The organism is Rhodococcus sp. BP-349 (assembly GCF_019835845.1).
GTDB lineage: Bacteria > Actinomycetota > Actinomycetes > Mycobacteriales > Mycobacteriaceae > Rhodococcoides.
In genome coordinates this window covers 63,849-86,027 of the sequence record NZ_JABUDR010000003.1, presented here as the reverse complement: position 1 = coordinate 86,027, position 22,179 = coordinate 63,849, and the positions used below count along the sequence as shown (strand labels likewise).

Genomic DNA, 22,179 nt, shown 5'->3' with positions numbered 1-22,179 from the left:
TCGCACTTCCACAATGCAACGGGCCCGAGCTCACGTTGCCGCAGACCGGAACGCCCCACGAAAAACCCAGAGAACCACCGTTCGACGTGTTCGCCGACGGAGAGGCCATCGCAACCCGTCCCAGCGCCGCACCGGGTTAGGTAGGTTTTGATCGATGGTCCACTTCCACGTCACGTCCACACGGAACCGCGAATCGATCGCACGTCACGGCCTGGACTGGAACTACATGGGCGCTGCACGAGGCATTGCCGGTAGCAGTCGACCGGAACAGCAAGGGTGCTTCCTCGCTGCAAGCGCCCACGAACGGGACTGGTTCGTACAGATGAACAACACGGGCGGCAATGTCGACGTGTGGGAGGTACAGGGCATCAAGTACACCGACCTCGTCGAGTCACCGCAGGGCTTTTACTTCTACCCCGGCGTTATCGATGCATCGAAACTGCGCCTCGTGCAACGGGATCTACCGCCAGCCAATTTATGAGAGAACACGCCAGTCGGCCCACCATTCATCCATGTAGCATGGGTTACCAATCAGAACACCTGTGCCGCGACACCCGACGACCTACCGCGGATACGCTGGTCGGGTGACCTCGATCAGCTTCCGGATCGCCTCGATTGCGGCCCTCGCCGCAGTAATGGCGTCCTGCCACACCCCCTCGATCGGGGAACCCATCACCCTCGATGCCGATGAGGTGGCAACCCTGGCAGAACGCGACGGTGTGACTATTCCGGACGGCTTCGAGTTCGTCGAGGGGCGAACGCATTCCGAGTTCTCCGGACAACCAGCGTGGTCAGCCCGATACAGCGGTGCCCCCGACGCGTTTGACGGGGAGGCCGTCGCGGAAGCCAACCCGTCGTTCCCACCGATGCGAACCGCCGCCTGCGATCCCACGCCGACGACGAGCGCCGGTAACTCCACCTGGTGCAAACCCAGCCTGATCACCGAACTCCCGCCCGGCGGTGTAACCGACACCATGACCATCGAGTTGACCCACGAGGGCGACGGAACGAAGCTGGTCGTCTCCAGCCAAGGTCACTGAGCGCTACGACGTCGCCGATCCGGCCGACGTCCATTCCAGCGTGCCGGATTCGACGGTCGCGGCCCACCTGCCGGCGAAGTGACTCCCGCCGGTCAACGCGGAACAAACCTCCTCGAACAGGGAGTTCAGGTCAGGCCATCGGACATCCGTGGCGTCGATGTAGGCCCCCGTGAACGCGATGATGCACCCCCGCTGCGGGCCGGGGCGAGTATCGATCACCAGCGACACTCCGTCGATGTCGGCGATCACCACGAACCGGCGGTCGTACCCGATCGCCCCACTGCCTGCGGTGTCATCCCCGACGGACTCGTCACCATCGTGGTCGAAATCCGCCTCGATGCTCGCCCACATCTGTGAAAGATTCACGCTGGAGGCCGGATCGACCGGAACAGGCGTCGGGAAGAGCTCACGGATCCGCCAGCATCTCTGCTCGAACCAGAACCGCACGGACGGCTCGTCCAACACCTTGGCGTCGTACCACTCCGCCAGCACACCGGGCCAGGGCTCAGGCGGCGTGGGGAGCGCTACCCCATGATCATCGAGAAGCTCGGTGATGGCGTTCCACGTCTGCTCGAGAGGGCCGGATGGGATCGGCGCGGCCGGCGGATCGGAGTCGACCTTCTTCGGTGATGAGTCGGCGAACGCCTGGATGCGCAGGTTATATTTCGCAAGGAGTGAGTCGGCCAGGGCCTCTGCGTCGACGGACCGGTCCAGAAGATCGGTACTGTGAATCGGGAAGGGACCCATCACGGTCATCGCTGGCAGCCCCGGTGCGGTGGCGACACCAGCTTCCGCAAGCTGCCGCCGCGCTTCGGTGATCATGCGTAGATACGCGCTCCGGGGATCAGCGGCTTGCTCGATGATCGAGAAACTGCGGTGCGCTGCCTTGAATGTCACTTGCCACACGACCATACGCCTACCTGCACTTTCGGTAGCGGATGGATTGCCGACCCAACCCGACAATGGATATCTCGTCGCAGAACGATCGACAGCAGAGCACGTCGCGGCCGGTCGGATCGATCACCGTTCTGCGCGACATAGAGGCAAGCCTATGTCGGCGATCATCATTCCCGCGGTAACCCCGGCGTCGGGCGACGGCGCCTCCGTAGTCTGACCCGCATGCCACACCCTGCTTCCGGCTCCGACTATCTCGACACCTGCCCCGGCCGGACCGTCGTCGACGAGATGCGACGCGAGCACGACGCGGCACCTGCCATGTCGGCCGGCGAGTACGTGCAGTCGTTGACGACAGCGAACCTCGTCGAACGCGCTCAGCGCGCCGTCAGCTCTTATCTCTACGGGGGCGGTTTGGCCCGGTCGTTGACGCTAGACCCGAACTCGGCCTTGCTGCAATCGATGGCGAACGCTGTTGCAGTCGAGCTGAACTCACCCGGCCGTGACACCTTCACCTCACCGCAACGCCACTCCGGTCAGGTCACCGTCCTCACGTCGCCACAGGTCCGGAATAGACTCAGCGCGACCGAGACCCTCCCCGACGGTGCGTTGTGGACCGCAACACCTTCCACGGACACCACCGACACCTGGACGCACAGTCGCGAGAGCGCACACGCCGTCTATCGACTCGACTTCGACACCAACGACGTCCACCTCTTCCGAGTCGACAGCGCAACAAACTGGACCGACCTCATCGCCACGCATCCTCGATGCGGCCCCGGTACCGCCTACCCTGACTGGGGTCCGATCGCAGAACATTATACAGCCGTGCATGTTTCGATCGCCGGGTTGCTCACCGCCCACCCACTCCTACCCGACAGAGGTGGTCCCCAAGCATCCGACGGATACAGCCACAGCCGGTCCAGACCATGGGCTGGTGTCGGTGACTGGTCCACCGTGAGCACCGCGTGGATGACACTGCCCCGGACGTACACCTGGAGCAGGATGACGCTTAGATAAATCCGTCGTGCGCGATCCGGTCCGTTTGCGATACTGCACCGGTGTGGTCACCCGATCTGGAGTTCGTCGACGAGTGGACGTTCCCCCTGCTTTCCGAGTCGAGAACAGGCGTGCCGGACCACATGGTCGACGCGTGCTTCGCGGTCGGGTCGGACCTGAGGTGGCGACGCAACGGCGCTTATATCGACCTCGATCGCCTTTGGTGGACGCTCTCGCTGCACGAGTCAGGGGCCTTCCAGCTGGGATTGGACTCGAGTGGTCCCCGCCCGCGCGTCACATCGGACACCGAGGGCGACAGGTACCTCGGAATCTGCCTCTACACAGTGGCTTTACACAGGGATCTGACACTTGCGGAGGCGACGGTCGAGATCGCGGACATCGTGCAGGCCGAACTCACGGGATATCCGCCGTGGGTCCACTGGCCCAGCAAGGACAAGCGGATACTGTTCCCGAAACTCGTTGACGGCGAGGCTGTCTGGCAGGATCCGCGCGACGGCACGCTGGTGGCGCGGATCGGTGAACTCACAGCGTGAGACGCGTTCGATCACACGATCATGCGTGTCGGTCCGTGAACTCCAACACCAACTCCGGATGTACGCCTCGCAGGTAGCGGGCTGCGAACGAGTATTTGTCGGCGGCGACCCATGACCACGCAGCGCGCGGCAACTGGTCTGCCTCTTCGCGCGCATCTCCCACCGTGACGACCTCGGTGTCGCCGCGTCGGGACAGAACAACCCGCATCGTCGGTCCAGTCGATGGACGCAGACGCCGAATCGAGTGGAGCGTGTCGGGCGATGGTGTCCGCGTCCCCGTCCTCGGAGAACGCTTCGGTCTGGACTCTGCGCTGAAACCCGTTGTCGATGATTCAGTCGAGCGTCAGGGCCGCCACCAGCCATCCGCGCCCCGGTGTTCTCGATTCGACGAGCAAAGCGCACACAGGCACCGGTTCGGACAGGTTCGTCCCGGTAGCTGCCCCGATGACCACCGCCATCCCGTCGTCCACCATCACAACCGGAGCACCGTCCAACCTAACGGACTCGGCGTCTTGACCGGATCTGCCGAACGCGTCGTTGTACGTGCCGCCGAGCGCCTCGTCGAGAAGCTCACCGGTGGCAAGACGGGCGATCGTCCATCGGTCGCGATGTGCGATCGCATCAATCAAGACGCTGACGGGCGCGACGAACTCTCCGCGCCGGTGCGGTCGACCGAGCCGGTTGACGGTCATCGCGGCGCTCCTCGAACCTGTGTCATCATCCCGCAACTCGGCTGAGTAACCCAACGCGGTGCCGCGGCCACGCTGCAAGGTGTCTCGTGGGTCGGTGTCAGCGGCAGGGTGTGTCCGGTCGGTGGCCGGGGCTGGCGCTGAGGTTGACGGCGTCCGGCCGGGCGCCGGCGAGGGTGTCGGCGACGAGCCGTTCCAGGCGGAGGTTGGGCCGGTCGGGGCTGTAGGCGGCGAGGTCGCAGAAGCTGGCGACTCGTAGAGAAGTTCGGACTCGCGAGGTGAGCCGAAACCTAAGCGACTATCTGCCGGTCCGCGAAAGCACCCGAACTGGTCGGTTTTGCCGGGTCAAGAAGACTTGAGCTGGGTGAACAAGCCGAACGCGTGCTTAGAGCACCGCAGGGTGGCGTCTGACCTGACCCCTCGGGAGGTCCCGAAAATGGTTGCCGTGACGTATCGTGGCCTCATGAGCGCGATCGCCCAAACGATGCAGCTGCGGTGGATACTGCCGCTGATGTCGGTTGCCGGCATTGCGTGCGCCGTCGGTTTCATGCCCGAGGCCGCTCTAGTCGCCGTCGGTCTCCTGGTCATGACAGTGGCCGCTGCAGTCCATCACGCCTGCCCGGCAACGGGCCCGCGGATCGCCGGGATCGACGCTCAACAGAGCCGTCGACGGCACGGAGCGTTCCGCCGTGAAAGTAGCCCCATAGCCCCGGGACGCCCCCTTCCCCGGGCGCCGGGCATCGCTGTGTCCATGCCGTGAACTAGGCATCAAAGCCCCACTCACGGTCACTTATCTCGGATTTTCCGCCCACCCGATTATGTCGGCGCGAGCCTGTGAGAGGCCAGCCCAATCGTCGGCGGCGCTGGACGTCTCTTGCCCCTGACCCGGGCCATCCACAGCGCGGACGAGATCGGCTCCATCTAGCAAGACCGTCAGTTCCGTCAAATGCTTCGACGCGCGCGCTGCCCTCATCCTTTTCGGTTCGGTGCTGCACCGAACCGCAACCTCGAAGGCTGGTTTCCCTGTGCTCGACTTCATCTACTATCCCGTTTCGGCCATACTGTGGTTCTGGCACCGGTGCTTCGGATTCGCCCTGGGTGCGGACAGCGGCTTCGCATGGGCATTGGCAGTGGTGTTTCTGGTATTCACGCTTCGTCTGATCCTGTACAAACCGTTCGTCAAACAGGTTCGCACGGCGCGACAGATGCAGGAACTGCAACCCCAGATCAAGGCTTTTCAGAAGAAATACGGAAAAGACAAGCAGCGGTTGGCCACCGAGATGCAGAAGTTGCAGAAGGAACACGGATTCAGCCCGATCATGGGCTGCCTCCCGGTGCTGGCTCAAGCTCCCGTGTTCATCGGCCTGTTCCACGTACTTCGATCCTTCAACCGGACGACGAACACGTTCGGCCAGTCCGCGATGACGCCGGAACTGAACGCGAACACCCCCAACTACGTGTTCAGCGCCTCGGACGTGCAGTCATTCCTGTCGGCGAGGCTGTTCGGCGCACCGATCTCCGCGAGGATCACCGAGCCGGCATCGGCACTTGAAGCCTTCGCCCCGTTCGGCGGTGCGCCGTCCATCGTGAACATCGCAGCAGTCGCAGTTCCCTTGATGATCGTGGCAAGCCTTGCAACGCATCTGAACTCCCGCGCATCAGTGGCACGACAAAGTCCCAGCGCCACAGCGAACCCTCAGTCGGCGATCATGAACAAGCTCACCTTGTGGGTCTTCCCTCTCGGGGTCCTGGTCGGAGGCCCCTTCCTGCCGATCGCAATCCTCTTGTACTGGGTGAGCAACAACATCTGGACATACGCGCAACAGCACATCGTCTTCACTCGCATCGACCGCGAAGAATCAGAGGCCGCCGCTCTGAAGAAGGAAACCACCCAAACCGCCAGCCCCAAACCGGGTGTGAAACCGACCAGCAAAGGAAGCAAGCGCAAGTAGTCAAAGGTTGGGGTCGTTTTTTTCTTGTCGCCAGGAACTCGCCGGGCCACATGTCCTGGGCTACCTCCCACATCAGCACCAAATCGGTGACCGTGCGGGAGCTGCGGTCACCGACCACGTTGCGCGGATCGCGGCAGCCCGGTCGTTGGCCCCTGGGTGTTCGCTCTGGTGAACGGTTCGCGCGTATACTGCTGCCTGGTGCGCGATCGGTTCGATTTCGCGGATAGCCGCCGAGGTGCAAGTCATCGGCGGTAGGTGAGGTTTTGCTGGTGAGGCGGTGCAACACTCGACACGCCTTCGACCGAACGCACTATTTGGGCCAGTGACGTTGCTGCCGAACGCGATCCGTCGTCTGAGTGGCGGGTACTTTCGGCTACCGATGTCTCGGTGTGGGAAGTGTTACGGCGACTGTCTCCATTCCGCACAAGGTGCGGTGACGACGTCGCCCCTGCTGGACCTCGTGCTGTGTGCTGACCTCGACAACTGTCCGCACGGCGCTCCCTCCTGGGTGTGGGCACCGCCGCTTTCTTTCTCCTTCGGACGCAATGCCGGGCTACGGTTGAGCCGTGCTCCGACGATGGATAGCAGTCATGGTCGCCGTGCTTGCGGTCGTCGGCGGATGCGGACTGTGGCGTGCGACCACCCCGTACCGACCCGTGGCGGGGGTGGTGTCAGCCAGTTCCCTCGAGTGCCGCCGGCCCTACCCGTTCTCGCCGCCGACAGGGATACCGATTGCGACGGTTCCAGCGGGCTTCGCACCCGTCAGAGCCGTCACCTGCGATCCATACTCTGAGGATGAGGTGGCTTCGGATCGAACGGTCGGCTACTACGAACATCGCTGGGAAGGTAACTTCGACCGCGCCGTCGAGCTGTTGAATCGTCGGTCCGAGCATTCGACGTGGTTTCCCGGTGGCTGCAGCGCGGAGTACAGCTTGGCGCAGCTGGACCAGTTCTGGTTGATCGACATCGACGGCCGTGCTGTTCAACCGGGGTTCCCTAGGGACTCGTGTGGTCTTGTCAAAACCGCTGGCCTGGACGAACTGAAGCAGTTGACCGCCGAGGGAAGCACGGAGCACCGAATACCGCTGTCCGACGAACAAATCTACGAATCATGGGGTTGCCGATCAACTTACCGGCCCGCGACGGCCGGCACAGCGCCCGCAACGGCACTGCCAGTGGGCAACCGTTTCTGCCGATTCTCCTCCGGAAAGTTCATCGGTACCGTGAGCAGGTCAACAGTCTTCGACGGATTCGCTTCCGCGCCGGAATGCTACGCCACTGCGAACGAATTGGCCTCTACGAGCTACCTCGACACCCTGTCAGGGCAGGAGCGCGTGGTCACCGTCGAACTGGACGGATGTCAACGTGTCGTCGCTGATGGGTACGTTCCTCAGACAGCATCGAAGGAATTACTGCACGACCTCGGATCGAGGTGACGGTTCGGTGCGTTATCGATGACGTGCCGAGACGTTAGTACGGGAGGAGAGTCACCGTCGTCGCGCGTCCTGTTGGTCAGAGGTGTTGGCTACGGTAGGGAAATTACAGCTTGATGAGCGCTAAGGCGGAAACTTTGTATCGGCAACGTCGTCTATAAGCCCTGAATGCGGCAGGTCTGAGACCGTTGCAGCTGCGTCTCACCGGTCACTCCAGACGGTCTCCTTACCGTGCTCGACGGATACGCGAGCGTCCGGACAAGGTAATGACGCGGCCGACGATGATGGTCAGCGCTGACATAACGATGACAGCAGCGGCGTAGACGATGATGCTCAATCCCCAGCCTTGCTCCGCGATGACTTCGAAGCGGCCGGTGTAGTTACTGATACCGCTGCACGTCCATCCCACCGGCCACCAGGAGCGTTCGGTGCTAACAGTGAACTGTGCGATTTCCAGGTTCGAGGCGGTGTAACCGAAGTGCTCGCGGTACTTCACTTGGCAGCCCGTTTGGTTGGCCCAGATGTAGTTCGTCACCCACAGTGCCAAGAAGGCAATCGCGCTCGCGATCCACGCTGCCGCGACGCAGTTCGACACCACGGCGTCGCGTACCCGGAATGATGTCACCGATGCGATGATCAGGAGTGCGAGGACGACGCCGTACGGGATCACTGTCGCAGTCTCTCAGCAACGGGTGCGGGACTGCACCTCAGTTCACGTCCAACTCTTTCCAGTCAACTGTTGAAACAACCTTGCGAGTCGGGTGGGACAACTCGGCGTTGAGGGTTAAGAATGGAATCGACCCGATGTGGAACACTGCGCCCGTGGTGAGAAACGAACTGGATCCGATGCAGGTTGCGAGCATTCTGCACACCTCGGACGCACGTGAGGTGAAGAGATTTCTGTCCTCACCGCCGCCGAGCTCGGTCCGCACACAATGGTCTCGGGTGTCGTCGATCCTGTCCGCCAATTTGGGTGTGGCCTACTTCGGAGCAGACGACGCCGCAATCGAGGAAGCCGAACGCGCAACATGCCCGTGGACCGACGAAATCCGGGAGCTCTACCGATGTGTCGAGCACGCCGATCATCGCCGTGGGCTCGTTCTCATGCCCTTAGGTTTCGAGTTCATGTCCCTGAAGAGTGTGGTCAGCCACCATGAGCTTTTCGTGAGACTCAATGTCAACCCTTTCTACGGCGAGCCGCCTGACATCGAGACCGAGATGGCCAAACCGGCCGGGTCTCCCGGTCCGATGCTGCCAGGTTTCGTGGCATTCGCGAAGGCCGGCGCTGACACCTTGTTCGTCGACACCCGTTCCGGTCCGCTACACGGTTGTGTCAACCTTCTTCCCGATGGCGACGCGCCGTGGCAGGCTCCTCTCTGGCGGTCGCCCAGCGCGATGCTCGAGCAGCTTGCGTTCTCGTTGGAACGCAACGCTACCTTCGAGATGCGAACCGCATCATGGGGGAAGTACCAGCCATACATCGAGGGCGATCAGTTGGTCTGGGATCCCAAATAGACTGGAAGCCAGCAGCTTTGCAATGTTCAGACGTAGTGATTCTCGGCCGCGAGCCCGCGTACGCCTCTGCGCGGCGAATTCAGGAGGACCGGTGTGGTGCGGAGCGCTGTGTCACGGTTCGACTACTGGTCGACACGAAATCTCAGTGGGCATCGCCCTACGCTAACCGAAGCGTCGGAACTCCCACTGGACGCTGACGGGGAGTACGACGTGATCATGAGCAGTTCCAATTTCTCGTCGGTCACCGCACCAATAGCGTGAGTGACCAGCCCCCTTGCATGAGGAGTGCGCTTCTCGACAGTCGCGCACGAGAGGACTCATGGAAATGTCGGTGGCTTGATCTGGACGAACCTCACTCGATCGCAGTAGCAACCCGCCGTGGATGCGGTGAAGACGCTGCTGAGCCAAGGAGTGGGTGGTCAGGCGAAAGGTCTCGACCTTGGCCGCGAGCGGCGGTCTAATGGGTGCTCTGGCCACCACTGCTGGAGGGAAAGTTCCACCTTCGCCGGTTACTCGTCACCCACCGAGCGCGGCCTCAAAAGTCGTAAAACCCCGGTGGTCGCTCAGGCACCTCCCACAGCAGGGCTCCGTCGACGATTGTCGGTATCAGTCCGTTGAACTCGTCAGGCGCCTCGACACTGCGATGGACGGCAGCGATGTAATCGGTCAAGGAGTCGAACATGGGTCCACCACCATCGGCAGCCTCCGCCATGAAGTAGCGAACACAGCCGTGATGGTCACCGGGTCGAGTGTCGACGTACTCGAAGTCGCCGGCACCGTCCTCGGCGAACGGCACGTACGCGTCCAGGAACATCTCGGCTGTTTCGCCGGCCTCCTGCGCACGTACAGTCTCGGGCCACTCCGGTCCGAGATCATCTATGTCGTGGAGCGTGCCGCGAGCCAACTTGTACCGGTAGAGCAGCCTATCGAGGGTCAGCAACGCTCTGTCGGGCAGCACAGTTCCGACCCAATAGTCTGCACCCACCGGAAAATGCTGGCCGCCGTGCAGCGAGAAGAATTCCGCAAGCTCATCTGGCCACGGCGTGGTTTCGCGCTCGGCCTGCCGACGGGCCTCGCGCGACGGTGGTAGTTCGACAGACGCCGCGGTAACCGGAGCCACCTCCCGCAGTAACTGCATGTAGCCCGCCCATGTCTGCGAGAGGGTCATGTCGGCAGCGTACCGCGGACCGACACGCTCGCACTTCGATCCGCGTTACTCGCTATCGGTCCGGCAACTTCGCTGCTATTTCGGTGCGGTCGAACCGTTGACTAATCCGTGCGGCATCTCACGCGCGAGCACGGCGCGGACACCCCCCGCTCCTCCCATATAGCGGAAGCCCTATTTCGGCGGGTGTTGCAGCGGGATTCCGTGGTCGGCGAACAGCTGCACAGTTTCGTCCAGCTCCTTCGCGGTACGGCTTTCCGCTCGTAGGATGTTGTACAACGATCTAGCGGATGCGGGGTCGACCCGAGCTGCAGCGATGGCGGCCTCGGCCGCAGCGTGGACGTCACCCAGCCGGTGCGCTCGGGGGCGGGATAGAGCGTGTCGGAGCCGTCCCGGGATCGACCGGCTTGTACGGACGTGGGCGCAGCAGAGAGGTGTGCGCACGCGACGTCAAACGCGAGTACACCGTGGCGGAGATCGCCGCGGAGTTCGGTGTGACGCGCCCGACGACCTACCGACACTTGTCGAGCGGTGCGTCGTCGACCACAGCCGACACCTGACCTGGCCCCTTCTGCATATCTAGCCGATTATGATGATCTTGAGTCGGCGCCAGAATCCCTTGGTTTTCGAGAGCTTGTCCGTCCACGCCATGTGGTAGTCAAGGCTGGCATTGGTAGCGCCGGCATAACCGCGGGCAGCGATTCCCTTCCCTACAGCTTCTTCCGGGTTGCCGCCACCGAGCAGTGACACACCAGCCCCGGCGAGACCGGTGAGATCGCGGTGACTGAGCTTGTTCGGGGCTGCATCTGTTCCAAGCTCGGGAACCTTCTTCGACTGCGCGTCGCCGTCGGAACTTCGTGTCCTACTCATCTGGTCGAACCTCCCTTGCAAGAACACATTTGGACCTTGCGTACTTCGACGAAGTTGAGCGTCGTTTCGGTTCTGCGGTTGACGATTTCAGACTAGCAAGTATCAAATACTTAGGACAAGTACCCAACAACCGGAAGGTCTGATGGCTATGCGCACCTCAAATCGGGTGCCGAAAACGTGCGTAAATGACAGCCGACGCCAACCCAGATAGCCGGAGGCTTCGATCGGCGGTCACCTCGACGGTGCTGGCGGTGACGATCGACAAGTTCACGCGGGTTCTGGTGCCTTGGACCGCGACCAGCGCAACGACGAACGAGCGTGTCCTTGTGGAAGTACACGCGGCAAAGCGACGGCGCATCTAGGGTTTGCGAGACTCGTTTACACGACGGATCAGGTCGCAACCTCGAGACCGTCAGAGAGGGCGAAGCATGAGCGAGAAAGTACGCAGTCGCCTCGTCATAGCTTCCATCGTCGCCGCCACGCTGGTGGTTACCGGTTTCACGATCCTGTACACGCAATACGACACACTCGGCTGGTTCCTGGAGCCGCCCCCGAAGATGCACTTCGGAGGACTCGGATACTCGCTCACCAGTATCCCTCCCACTACCGGTCTACCGGGCGATGTGTCGTGGACCCCACAACGCCGCATGCTGCCCCTTTGGTACCGAGTGTTCTTCCCCGTCGACCGAGACCCAACCTCCATCTATGTTCAGTGGCGCGACGGGCTGTTCTACCAGTACGGCACGCAGGACTGACCGCCCGGTCGAGCTGTCGTCGCTCACGAATCGGGAAGTAACCGGTAAGTTCGATCTGCACGAAATCCACGATCTCGACGGTCGCCTCGGCGAGCGTAAGGCCCACGTTCAGGGCAACCGTGTAGCGCCCGATACCGAGCATCCTGTCGTCCTCGCTGTTGCTCTTGACGCGGGGGCGCGGGCCGCTGGAGTTCACTCCGAGCTGCACCACTCATGTTTCGTGCAGCGAGAGCGTCTACTTAATACGGTCGATGTCCAGGTGTGCGCCGCACCGGCGCCATCGGCAGATCCGACCCCACCGCAACGCACGCGCCCACCATTTGCGCCAGCGCACCCAACCCCGGCTCCGGCGAGAGCGGCAGCGTCCACTCGTCGACGAACTCGAGATCCGGGAACCGCATCGGGTCGGTATTTCAGGGTGGTCGGGTCAGCGGCTAGTGCACACACCGAGACGTCTGGTGAAGCGAGACCAGTACTCGGCGTCTTCGGCGCGGTCGCGGAAACAACCATCCCGCCGGCAGCGGGTCGCCGTGTTCGAGTGTTCGACGCGTCATGTCAGCCATGGTGTCAGGACTCGCCTCGGCGAGCACGACAAAACGGACTGTGTGGCACGATCGCGGGATGACGAGTCGGGACGGTTCGGCGCCTGTCGGCGCGCTGTCGACGTCGTCGCCGAACGGCGCGGCACAGCAGCGGTCTCTCGATGCGGCGTGGGTGACGTGGGTAGCGCTCATGCCGGTACTACTTCTCGGAGTAGCCATTCCGGGCGGGTTGTTCGTATCCGATTCTCTCAAGATGGTCTCGGATGTGCTCGCGACGTGGACATTCCTCGGAATGTTCGGCCTGCCGGTTTTTGTGCCCGTGAGCGCCGTCTCGCTCGTCGGTGTGTCTGCGCTCAAGCGTAGGTTCCGGTTCGGCCGCTGGTGCGCTTCGGCCGGCGCCGTCACTGCGGCGCTGTTCTATGCCGCCCTGGTATTCGTGGTCATCGAGGATGCCGCGGCCCCGCAGGCGAGTGACCCGACAAGGTGGGCGCCCGAATTGACTCCGATCACGACGATCCTCGTCGTCGTTCCGTATATCCTCGGCATAGCGGCGAGTGCCTACGTGATCTCTCGACTGTGGTGGCCACGGACCTCGACTTCCGGGACGATGGCCGCGTGGCCTCCGCACCAGTAGAGGTGCGTGAACTGTCAAGGAACGTAGAGAGCTCGAAGCGCGTTACAAGACGAGGCTGGTGCAAACTCCTCCGTAGCGCTGTTGGGGGCGGATCGACTTCCGGTGAAACGTGAGCACGGCTGAGAAGGCAAGTTCCGCCGCCCATCTACTCACCGAGCCGGGTCCGTCAGGTGCGGTTCACGCAGGGTCGACCGCGCGCAATGCGGGTATCAAGGCGATGTTCACGACCTGATCCAATGTCAGAAAATCGCCGGCATTGACGTCGACCTGGAATCCGTCGGGAGCATGAACTGTCGCACGTCGTGAACTACCTCGTTCGACAACGTCGACCACGATTCCATCCGCCCGGTCCACCCGTTCGTCGATCTGTCCGGCAAAGCACGGGCCGGGAGGTGCGTCGGCCAGCTCGACGTCGACGGTCAGCACTCCGGATTGCCCGTCCACTGCGACGATGCCCGCCGCGCTCGCGACCGCACCGAACGACGAACCGTCGACATCAACGGTGAAAGGCGGGAAGCTGAGATCAGCCCCGACGTCGCTCGGTTCGATCACAGCGCCTGGAGGCAGCGCTGACCTCAGCGCAGCCGACATCGCCTCTGCGCCGGCCGGCGTCGCCCACGGCACATCGACGAAGCCACCGAAAGTGCCTCCGCCGCCGTCGAATCCACCACCGATGCCGCCGCCAGGGAAAGCAACATTGATTCGTTCTTGCTCGTCCAACGGAATGACTTCACTGCACCCGGGGATCGCGATCGACTCGGACTGGGGCTCGTGCGTCACGCCCGCAACCACGATCCCAGCCGCGACTAGCACTGCTACAACCGCGGAATCGACCCACACACCACCTCCACGCAGATCACGTTTCACAGGTCGAGCTTATCCATCGGCCGATGTTGCCGCCGAAGTCGTCGACTCATCCTCTGCGCCGACCACTGTGACGACATCTATGACCGTTGATCGGTTTCTTTCCGCCCGGGGCCGGCGCACTCGCGCCGAAGTGCTGAGAGTGCATAGGAGACAAACGCACCGTAGAAGCGCCTATCAAGTTGTACCGCGCTCCGCGATTTCGGCTTCGCGACGGCGGTACTCACTGGGGCTGATTTCGGTAAGGTGTTCTACCGTGCCTGACCCGCTCGCCCGGTACTTCCCATCTTGATGGACCGGTAGCCGCATCGGGGTCTGCTCGAACACTGACCACTGCACGACGACACTGTCCGATGCGACGTCCACGATGCGACCGGGATGCGACCGGGATGCCCCGAGTGCAACACAGCGAATCGAGCACCTGGTTCCTTGTTCAGGACGGCGTCGTCACCGAGATAGCTGACGCAGCGCCCGACGCTCACACGGTCGATCGTGATGGGGTCGTCGTTCTCGTCCGGCGGCGACGCAACGGGTCCTGTCCATGTGAACGTCTCCGACGGGAAACGTTCTACCAAGCGAAGATCGCGAAGCGTCCCCATGAGATGCCCCGACGACGAGGCGATCCGTAGAAGGAGGCCGGTAGCGTCATCCACGACGAACTCCAAGGGGTCGTCCTGGTTGCCGGCGTTCATATCGGGGCACACGATCCTCCACCCAGGGCGGCCGTCGACCGTCACAGCGCCGACTACGGTTGCAGTGTCCGGGCCCGGGTGCACGGGTGTATCGGCCCACCGCATCAGCAGCGATTCGTCGCCGAAGAACCACAGCGGGTTGACCGGCCGTAGAGCCACCATCCGACGAGTGTCAGCGGCAACCCTGTGCATCTCGCCGTCGTGCCACATGAACGCGTCGTGTCCAACACGGGCATACACGGTCACCCCTGCACGGTCGACCCGCCATCGATCCCCCGGTCCTTTGGAAACTTCGAAGCGAATCGGGTCCGCCGGAGTCGACACCGGAGAATGCGACGCATTCAGCGTGGTTGTCACGCTCAGCCGAGCGCTGGCTCGATGACGCCCGATCAAAACGGCCAGAGAGGGCGTCCCATCAACAGCCATCGCGTACCTCCTCCCGTTCAGGTGAATTGCCTGGTGAAGCCGCGCGTGCGGTCGTCGCAGCGACGGGATACGGATTGTCGGTGCGACGCTGCCGAGGTCTCGGTCAGTCGTCGTAGTTTCGGACGAAGTGACGTAAGGCGCGGACCGCTTCGAGGTCGAAAGTCGAGTGTGTGGGATCTTCATCGATCTCGTTCTCGAGGAGCGTTACCGCGGCGTCGAGCTCAGCCCGGTCTACCGGATAGTGCTCGACAAGCGCTCGAAGTATCGGGTGATGACGGTGCCACCAGGATGCGATGGTGACGGCAGAGGACTCGGAGATGCGACGCGGCCGTCTTCCGAGATGACCGCCGGGATACAGGGCCACGTCGTGTCGCACCCGGTCTTCGGGGCATGTGCGCCCGATTCGCAGGTGAAAGACCTCCGCCGGCTTGTCGTTTCTGTCTGACACTGCGGTCACCATCGTCGCTCCTCCGCGGACTCGCGTACGTGCTGAATCCACGTTAGCGTCGGGGGACGGCTCCCGACAGGCCAACACTTCTCCTGTGGTCGACACAGCGACGAGACCGTAACTGCGTCGCCCCCGAGAACGGCCGACGGCGGAAGGCCGAGGTGCCTTCACGTCGGTTTCAAGCGATATTGCCGGCAATCAGTACGCACGCGCGACACTCGACTCCGTATGTTGGGGCGCAAATAGACCTGCGTCCGATGGCTTCGACCGTCGGTTCCTACTCCGCGGGTTCAACGACATGAAGCATCGATACACCCCACCCACTCCCGTGAACCGCGGTGACGTCATCGACGTCGCCGTCGACGCACTGGACATCGAAGATTCGAACGCACCGCCGCCGACCGTAGGTTCGCTCACCACGTGGCTGCTCACATTCAATCCGGCGAACACGCCCGACGCAGTTGAACTGCCGGGGCACACTGTCTGGACCCCCGAGCTTCACGCGGTTCGCTCCGGGGGAATCACAGCCTACGTCGCGCACACTCGAGACACCCGGCACGACCGGGACCGACGACTGTCGACCGGCACGTTCACGGGCACCATGCTCGGCGGCTCGACGCCCGATGACCTTCCGACAACGACAGGGATTGTCCTCGAACTTCATGTTCGACACCAGATTTACCGAGAAACCCGTCCCCACAGTTTGCTACCGGTGCCCGGATCAGACACGCTCCGCCCCGTGATCCGCAGTCCGAAGTGGTTCGACCGCGAAACGATGGTTTCGGGGCGTGACTGCGGCATCGAGAGCGGTCTGATCATCACAATGGCTGTCCCGCGTCAATGACCCGTTCGACCCGGTGTCGACTGCAGGCAGTCAGCCGGACAAGTTCTCGGACGCGATGTAATCCCTACACCCCGGACAGGTTCTTCAGTTGTCGAGGCGCTTGCGATGTCTCGGTGGGCCACAGTTGCAGGAGGTAGCTTTCGACTGGCGTGTCGAACACCGCGCCGTCGTAGTAGTTGTTCCGTCCTCGCGCGAAGATTCGCACTCGATATCGGTGTTCGCCTGGCGGTGTCAAGGCGCCCTCAGCGGGGATAGCAGGAAACCATGCGTAATTGAGCGACTGGAAGACCGATAGGCCGTCAGGTAGGTCGTAGTTCAGGTCGCCTTCTGCTGCATCCTCCCAATTTCCGTCGTCGTAGGCGGGGGGCTCATCGTGCATCTCTACTGCCACGTCGACGGGACCCGACCTCACGCCGACCTTCACGAAGATCACGTCCTCCGCGAAGATGGCGAGACTCAACTCCGGGTACTGCCCGTTGATGACGTCCCGCGGGTTGACGGTCATCAGCCCGAACGAGTGGGAGTCGGTCAGGACTACCGCTTCGTATCTCTCTGTCAGCATCAGCCGCCCTCACTCGGACCGGGGAACGATGCGAAACTGCGTTCCAGGATGACGATTGCCGCCGTACTCCCACCGAACAGTCCGCGTCGGGCCGTCTCGACGAGGACGCACACTGGTAGCGCGGTAGTCGTAACCGTCCTGTCGCACCTGCTCCCACTCGAAGTCGACGGTCTCACCCACGTACAACTCGGCAGGTCCGTCACCGGAGATATGGATAACTTCATTCTCTCGTACCGGTGGCAAGGCAATCGCCCATAAGTGGCTGAAGTGGACCCAACATCCGCCCGGAGTGTCGGCTGACTCGACGACACCCCACCCTTCCTCCCCGCGCCATATCGCGACTTCACCTGTGCTGGTCATTGGTTCAGCCTAGAGAGGAGGCACCCGCGAGTATCGCCGAACCTGTTCGCCGACCGACTACCAGAGGACCACGGGGCGACCGTGCCCAACAAGATCCGCATCTCGAGGCCGAGACATCGAAGCGAAAGTTACGAGATATGGGAGAATCGGACAAATCAAGCAGCGACCTGTACTTCGCGGGGTGAATCCGTGCAGGTGGATGGAAGGATTCGTGTTGTGGCGGGACTCCGGACAGGGCCGCTGCGATTGTGTGCCCTCGCGGCCGTCGTGAGCGGGTTGGTTGGCTGCACGGTGGACGGCACCGCGGATGCACTCTCGGCGACTCCGGGCGCCGCGATCGTGGCGACCGTGGATTGTGGTGACGACGGTGTCGCTACCGTTCGCTCCACGTTCGAGTCCCGCCAGTCGCAGGAAGTTCTTGTCAGCAGAGCACCCGATGTCGCATCCAATACGGCGGTCCCGCTCTATTCCGAGAGGTTCAGGGTCGACGGGGACACTGGTGAGTCCGAAGTGACCATCTCAACGACACCGTCCCGCGGTGTGTGCTCGATGGAACTCGTCGATGAGGAGACCGGCCGTGTCATGGTCCGCTCGACCGGGCCCGCACCCGAAACGGTGACCGGGTTGGCACGATCGAACAGTTAGCAGTCGGCGGACAGCGGCGGGTACCGGCGCCAACAGATTCCGCCTTCTACCCGCTCGGGGTCCCACGCGGGTTGTACCAGGTCTGTGCTCCACTCCTTGGCAGCGACTGCAGCTACCGAGTTGTAACCCGAGCGAATGTGGTCGATGTCGGCGGTCATGCCGTATGTCCGGTGTCGGCCCGCTTCCGGGAAGGTCAGGAGTGTGGTCAATTCGTGGCCGCGCACGGTGATTTCCTCGACTCGGAAGAATCCGTCGGCTGCGCCTGTGGTCAACGTGCGAATGAGACATGCGACGAACTCGAGGCGCCAGTGAGCGCTGCTGTCCGGTGGGAACTGTTCAGTCGACTCCCGATCGAAGTGCTTCAAATCGTACGAGATCTCGTAATCAGTCTGGAATTCATCCACAAGTATTTCTCCTCACTGCTGACGCACGTCCGTTGCGCTCGAACACTTTTCGGTCACACGATCTGAACGACAGTTGTGGCGCCCGGCGCCTTCGACAGCGCTGCCGTAGGAATCAGGTGAAGATCGTGGACGTAGGCGCCGGCCGCCTGCTCTGGATCGGAGAACATTCGGCGCAAATTATCGATGTTCAGTGCGAACTGTACGTTGACGACCGGGGGCTGAGTGGGTGCCTGCCCGTCGAACGTGACACTCACGTCCATGGAACCGCTCAAGGCAGAGAGGTGGAAGTCGGTCACTCGATAACCACCTTGGTTCTGACGGTGAACAAGGCCGCTCACAAGGGCTGCAGCGCACCGTAGGCTCCAAGAATCGTGCGCGGGCCCGTACTCCGGTCGACCGGGTCGAACGTCATCTCCCATGCCGCAAAGGGTAGCGCCGTAGCCGACTGGCTCGACACGTGATTTGACGGTTCGACGACCACACGGCTTCCGAAGTCGGCGTCCACGAGGGCGGATGGTTCGCGGCAGCATTCGAAAAGCAGAAACCCCCGCCCCCAGACCCGAGCGCGCCGCGACGAATCGACTTCGCCTTCACCACGGACGACACATCCGGGGGGGCAGCGCGTCAAGAGCCACGCGAGAACGACGAGAGCGGCCACGGCAGGATCGACGCACCCGCTGATGCCGAGCCCGGCTCGGTGACGGCAATCGTGGACCGGACCTGTTGATCTGTCAGCGTCGCCGTCATAACCACATCGGAAGGCGCATAAGCGTCCGTCAGGTACAGCGGACGCGTTTCAGAAAGATGTTGACCTCTTGCCGATACTGATCAGATACTCCTCGGCATCGGGTTCCTCGGCGTAGCTGATCAGCTCCCCATCCATTGTCTGCAGCGCGGCGAGCACTTCGGTGGGGTGCGCGTAGAAGAACTCGCGGCGTTGATTGACGTGATTGACGCGGCGGTCGGCGAAGAGCCGGTGCATCTCGGCCTCGACGGAAACTGCATCATGGGCGAAGAACAACGCGTGGAGATCGAACCTGAACGGCACCGACGCATCGCCCAACTCGTGCACCCGGTCCATCGGTTCCAGTCGCCGGGTCATGCCGATCTTCACCATGTTGATTCCGAATGCACCCATGTTCGAGATGACGTACACATGCCCCGTCCGCGTGTTGGCGGCCCGCTGATCCACTGCCGCCAAGGCGCGCTGTGTGTCTGCGAGCGTGATCCGCAGTCGTTCCGCTCCCACCACGTCGCCGCTCGCTTCGAGCGCTGCGACGGCGTTGCTGTAGTGCGCCAACTCCTTCTCCAGCTTCACCCGCGCTGACTGGAGCTCCTGCTCTACACGCCGCTGCTCGCGAAGTTCCTCACGGCGCTCTCGCTCCGCTTCCTTCTCTTCCTGCACCTTCATGTGCACATCCGCCGCCAGTTCGAGTTCACGCAGACGCAGACGGTGGTACCGATCAGTGACCCGCAGGTCGATCATCTGGCCTTGCTTGGCGATCTGGTCGGCGGCCTTGAAGAGGCGTTGGCTGGCTGCGGCAAGGTTGCCGGCCTTCACCGTCTTGACGCAGTTCTCGGCCTCTGCGTTGTAGGCACGCAGCATGATGCGTGACATGTCGGCGACGAACTTCTTCCCCTGAGCGAGGGAGTTGTTAAAGGTGAAGTTGGCTGTCGCGGTGATCGCCGACTTGTCCCGTATCCGCTCCTTGATCTCGGACTGCAGGCGCAGAAGCTCGTCCTTGAGTTGCACAGAGGTCTGGGCGGGGTGATGGTAGGCATACAGGCCGACGGCTTGTTGTTCCTGCTGTGCGAGGGTTTCTACCAGTTCCGCACGGGCAGAACCGATGCGAGCGGACAGCTGACCCAGCTCGGAACGCAAGGACGTAGCTTCCGTTCGCAGTCGCGCGACTTCGGCGTCCGCGGCCGCCACCCCACCGAGACCAGTCCGCTCCACGACCGCTCTTAGCCGATCCAGCTCCTCCGCATATTCTTGCGCGCGCTTCTTGGCAGTGAACAGCGACACCGGCTTCCGCGACGCGGTATCGGCGGGCGGGCGATCCTCCGGATTCTGCGTGGCGGACGTCCACTGCGCACCGTCCCACCATCGGTGCTGCGCTTCGCCAGCAGGGTCGGGGTACCACCCCGCATCGATCGACACCGGATATACATATCAGACCGTTGGGTGTGGTGCGGAGCGCTGTGTCACGGTTGAACTGTTGGTCGACACGAGATGTCAGCGCGCATCGCTCTACGCTTACCGAAGCGTCGGAACGCCCCTGGACGCTGACGGAGGAGTGCGACTTGGTTTTGAACAGTTCCGTTCTCAGCGCTTCTCTCGCAGAACGTCGAGCGGCAGTAGGCCGGTCACGGCTCCGCATGATTGTCGTGGCCTCGAGTTACGCCGTGCTGATCGTGGGTATCGCCGTCACGATGTTCTCCGCCAGTGACAGTCTCACCGGCATGTCGGCGGTGGCCGCGGTGTGGTTCGGAGCGTTGTACGCATTGACATGCTGGTGGCTGAGGAAAGACCTCGAATCTCACGTAGCCGACTGAGAACCGCAACACCGCACAATGCCTGCCCCGCAGCGCCCGCACGGCGCGCCGCGGCGGCATCGCTAGGCCGTCGACGCGAGACGAACAATCTGCCCGTCGGTCACTTGAGGCACCGCGCCACCGAGTAGCAAACGCGAATAGCACTGCGCAGCTTGGCCTGACATTCGAAGGCAGCCAGACAGCAACAAGAGCGGTTGCCGGCGCTCGCACCGAGACGGGTCGAGATCGGGGGCGTGATTGGCACGCGGCCACCCGACCTCCCGACGATATAACCTCGCCTTGTCGTCGGGCACTGTGATGGTTATGCCGGGCTTGCCCACGTCACCGAAAGCCTCGAGGTGTGCTGATGCCGATGTGCCGGGCGGCGCGACGACACGCGTTCGTTGACCCCGGCCGATGTCGACGGCCCCTCTCACTGGAGATTCGGCTCTGCATCCAGTTGAACGGATGATCACTCGGTGACCGTGCGGTCCTTCCATTGCAAGCAACGGCCCTCACTCAGGCGGCGGCCGTGTCCGACCGAATAGATCCGCGATCGAACTGCTGGTCTCGGTCGCACGATCTGCTCGTGCTTGTCCACGGCTCATCCTGTGCTGTGCGAAGGCGATCACCGCGGCGAGACATGCGATTCCTACGATCGCCGTTCCGATGCTTCCCACAAGCGCGAACGACGTCGCGGAGAGCGTCGCCAGCAGGGCGACTACACCCCAGGACACGTACCGTCGCGGCCACACCGCAGGCACGACGCAGACAAGAGCAGCTGACATGACAACAATTGCCGGGCCAGCTCCGGTCAGCGCCAAGGTCGACTTCGTACACCCGTTCTGGCCGCCGGTGACCTCGCACGATGTCACCTGATGCTCCGGAATCATTGCTGCCGAAATACTCAGCGCTGCAACCACACCGACCATCGCAGCGAGCAGCGCCCATCCCACCCTGATCGACGAGTCCCGTCGATGCTCGTGCACGCGGTTCACTTCCCGCCGCTGTCGAACTGTCGGCGCAGAACCTCGAACGCTTCGTCGATCAGAGGGGTCTCCCGAGTGGACCTTTCCATTGTGGTCGGCAGCGGCCATGTCTCGAGCGTACCGCCTGCATGTAGTCCAGAAGCTAGGGTTCGTCCGTGAGGCTCCGCACCCACGTTTCGAAAATGAACCACGGCTCCCAGATATTGTCTCGGCCGCAGCCGACGCACCGACACCATCGATGCGTCGGTCAACAACACGGCCACGAGGACGCACAGCACCGTGCGCCCGTTGACAACGGCGCCAAGTCGCTCGACGAGTCGTGGGTCATCGCGTTCCACTGAACCCGTGCAACTTCGTTCGTGCTGACG

22 protein-coding genes and 1 pseudogene are annotated in these 22,179 nt (G+C 62.6%); 11 read left to right on the top strand and 12 right to left on the bottom strand.

Annotated elements, in window-relative coordinates:
- Nucleotides 1–154 precede the first annotated feature (154 nt).
- Together HQ325_RS16770 and HQ325_RS16765 are read left to right on the top strand one after the other, a co-directional pair.
- Entirely contained in the window at nucleotides 155–481 is a 327-nt protein-coding gene (locus HQ325_RS16770) for a hypothetical protein (RefSeq protein WP_261778470.1), read from the top strand.
- A 103-nt stretch (nucleotides 482–584) separates the two neighbouring features.
- On the top strand, nucleotides 585–1,040 hold the full coding sequence (locus HQ325_RS16765) for a hypothetical protein (RefSeq protein WP_222631256.1): 456 nt from the start codon (nucleotides 585–587) through the stop codon (nucleotides 1,038–1,040).
- Nucleotides 1,041–1,043: 3 nt separating this feature from the next.
- Here HQ325_RS16765 and HQ325_RS16760 read toward each other — a convergent pair whose 3' ends face one another.
- A complete protein-coding gene (locus HQ325_RS16760) occupies nucleotides 1,044–2,003 on the bottom strand; it encodes a hypothetical protein (RefSeq protein WP_222631255.1) in 960 nt (319 codons plus the stop codon).
- A 992-nt stretch (nucleotides 2,004–2,995) separates the two neighbouring features.
- On the opposite strand from HQ325_RS16760, the gene HQ325_RS16755 reads away from it, so the two are divergent.
- Nucleotides 2,996–3,487, top strand: coding sequence for a hypothetical protein (locus HQ325_RS16755; RefSeq protein WP_222631254.1), 492 nt, complete (start codon nucleotides 2,996–2,998; stop codon nucleotides 3,485–3,487).
- Nucleotides 3,488–3,819: 332 nt separating this feature from the next.
- On the opposite strand, the gene HQ325_RS16750 is transcribed toward HQ325_RS16755, so the two are convergent.
- On the bottom strand, nucleotides 3,820–4,179 hold the full coding sequence (locus HQ325_RS16750; protein ID WP_222631252.1) for a hypothetical protein: 360 nt from the start codon (nucleotides 4,177–4,179) through the stop codon (nucleotides 3,820–3,822).
- Between the two features lie 1,022 nt (nucleotides 4,180–5,201).
- On the opposite strand from HQ325_RS16750, the pseudogene yidC reads away from it, so the two are divergent.
- Together yidC and HQ325_RS16740 are read left to right on the top strand one after the other, a co-directional pair.
- Nucleotides 5,202–6,125, top strand: a pseudogene (gene yidC / locus HQ325_RS16745) (membrane protein insertase YidC); the annotation flags it as partial.
- Between the two features lie 803 nt (nucleotides 6,126–6,928).
- On the top strand, nucleotides 6,929–7,564 hold the full coding sequence (locus tag HQ325_RS16740) for a hypothetical protein (RefSeq protein WP_261778469.1): 636 nt from the start codon (nucleotides 6,929–6,931) through the stop codon (nucleotides 7,562–7,564).
- A gap of 223 nt (nucleotides 7,565–7,787) precedes the next feature.
- Here HQ325_RS16740 and HQ325_RS16735 read toward each other — a convergent pair whose 3' ends face one another.
- Nucleotides 7,788–8,231, bottom strand: a complete 444-nt coding sequence (locus HQ325_RS16735) for a hypothetical protein (protein WP_222631247.1) — start codon at nucleotides 8,229–8,231, stop codon at nucleotides 7,788–7,790.
- Nucleotides 8,232–8,383: 152 nt separating this feature from the next.
- Here HQ325_RS16735 and HQ325_RS16730 point away from each other — a divergent pair, with 152 nt between their 5' ends.
- Nucleotides 8,384–9,076: a hypothetical protein gene (locus HQ325_RS16730; RefSeq protein ID WP_222631245.1), complete on the top strand. Its 693-nt coding sequence runs from the start codon at nucleotides 8,384–8,386 to the stop codon at nucleotides 9,074–9,076.
- Nucleotides 9,077–9,611: 535 nt separating this feature from the next.
- On the opposite strand, the gene HQ325_RS16725 is transcribed toward HQ325_RS16730, so the two are convergent.
- Complete coding sequence (locus HQ325_RS16725; protein ID WP_222631244.1) at nucleotides 9,612–10,244, bottom strand: SMI1/KNR4 family protein; 633 nt, start codon at nucleotides 10,242–10,244, stop codon at nucleotides 9,612–9,614.
- Nucleotides 10,245–10,531: 287 nt separating this feature from the next.
- Between HQ325_RS16725 and HQ325_RS22985 the strand changes: the two genes are divergently transcribed.
- Nucleotides 10,532–10,801: an ArsR family transcriptional regulator gene (locus HQ325_RS22985; RefSeq protein WP_374107235.1), complete on the top strand. Its 270-nt coding sequence runs from the start codon at nucleotides 10,532–10,534 to the stop codon at nucleotides 10,799–10,801.
- A gap of 19 nt (nucleotides 10,802–10,820) precedes the next feature.
- Here HQ325_RS22985 and HQ325_RS16715 read toward each other — a convergent pair whose 3' ends face one another.
- Nucleotides 10,821–11,111 carry a hypothetical protein gene (locus HQ325_RS16715; protein ID WP_222631240.1) on the bottom strand — a complete coding sequence of 97 codons (291 nt, stop codon included), beginning with the start codon at nucleotides 11,109–11,111 and terminating at the stop codon, nucleotides 10,821–10,823.
- A 428-nt stretch (nucleotides 11,112–11,539) separates the two neighbouring features.
- On the opposite strand from HQ325_RS16715, the gene HQ325_RS16710 reads away from it, so the two are divergent.
- Nucleotides 11,540–11,866 (top strand): hypothetical protein, encoded by a 327-nt coding sequence (locus HQ325_RS16710; protein WP_222631238.1) that lies wholly within the window; start codon nucleotides 11,540–11,542, stop codon nucleotides 11,864–11,866.
- A gap of 795 nt (nucleotides 11,867–12,661) precedes the next feature.
- A complete protein-coding gene (locus tag HQ325_RS16705; RefSeq protein ID WP_222631236.1) occupies nucleotides 12,662–13,042 on the top strand; it encodes a hypothetical protein in 381 nt (126 codons plus the stop codon).
- 177 nt (nucleotides 13,043–13,219) lie between these two features.
- Here the strand turns inward: HQ325_RS16705 and HQ325_RS16700 are convergent, their stop codons facing one another.
- A complete protein-coding gene (locus HQ325_RS16700; protein WP_222631234.1) occupies nucleotides 13,220–13,909 on the bottom strand; it encodes a hypothetical protein in 690 nt (229 codons plus the stop codon).
- A 1,218-nt stretch (nucleotides 13,910–15,127) separates the two neighbouring features.
- A complete protein-coding gene (locus tag HQ325_RS16695) occupies nucleotides 15,128–15,484 on the bottom strand; it encodes a hypothetical protein (protein WP_222631232.1) in 357 nt (118 codons plus the stop codon).
- Between the two features lie 286 nt (nucleotides 15,485–15,770).
- Here HQ325_RS16695 and HQ325_RS16690 point away from each other — a divergent pair, with 286 nt between their 5' ends.
- Complete coding sequence (locus tag HQ325_RS16690; RefSeq protein ID WP_222631229.1) at nucleotides 15,771–16,316, top strand: hypothetical protein; 546 nt, start codon at nucleotides 15,771–15,773, stop codon at nucleotides 16,314–16,316.
- A 64-nt stretch (nucleotides 16,317–16,380) separates the two neighbouring features.
- On the opposite strand, the gene HQ325_RS16685 is transcribed toward HQ325_RS16690, so the two are convergent.
- From HQ325_RS16685 to HQ325_RS22875, 4 genes are all read right to left on the bottom strand, one after another.
- The gene (locus HQ325_RS16685; protein ID WP_222631227.1) at nucleotides 16,381–16,821 is read right to left on the bottom strand and encodes a hypothetical protein; all 441 of its coding nucleotides are present in this window, start codon (nucleotides 16,819–16,821) and stop codon (nucleotides 16,381–16,383) included.
- Nucleotides 16,822–17,879: 1,058 nt separating this feature from the next.
- On the bottom strand, nucleotides 17,880–18,287 hold the full coding sequence (locus tag HQ325_RS16680; protein ID WP_222631226.1) for a hypothetical protein: 408 nt from the start codon (nucleotides 18,285–18,287) through the stop codon (nucleotides 17,880–17,882).
- 53 nt (nucleotides 18,288–18,340) lie between these two features.
- Nucleotides 18,341–18,583: a hypothetical protein gene (locus HQ325_RS16675; protein ID WP_222631225.1), complete on the bottom strand. Its 243-nt coding sequence runs from the start codon at nucleotides 18,581–18,583 to the stop codon at nucleotides 18,341–18,343.
- Between the two features lie 500 nt (nucleotides 18,584–19,083).
- Nucleotides 19,084–20,448 (bottom strand): DUF4041 domain-containing protein, encoded by a 1,365-nt coding sequence (locus HQ325_RS22875; protein ID WP_222631224.1) that lies wholly within the window; start codon nucleotides 20,446–20,448, stop codon nucleotides 19,084–19,086.
- Nucleotides 20,449–20,666: 218 nt separating this feature from the next.
- Between HQ325_RS22875 and HQ325_RS16665 the strand changes: the two genes are divergently transcribed.
- Complete coding sequence (locus HQ325_RS16665) at nucleotides 20,667–20,843, top strand: hypothetical protein (protein WP_222631223.1); 177 nt, start codon at nucleotides 20,667–20,669, stop codon at nucleotides 20,841–20,843.
- A 494-nt stretch (nucleotides 20,844–21,337) separates the two neighbouring features.
- Here the strand turns inward: HQ325_RS16665 and HQ325_RS16660 are convergent, their stop codons facing one another.
- Nucleotides 21,338–21,919: a hypothetical protein gene (locus HQ325_RS16660; protein WP_222631222.1), complete on the bottom strand. Its 582-nt coding sequence runs from the start codon at nucleotides 21,917–21,919 to the stop codon at nucleotides 21,338–21,340.
- Nucleotides 21,920–22,179: the final 260 nt, after the last annotated feature.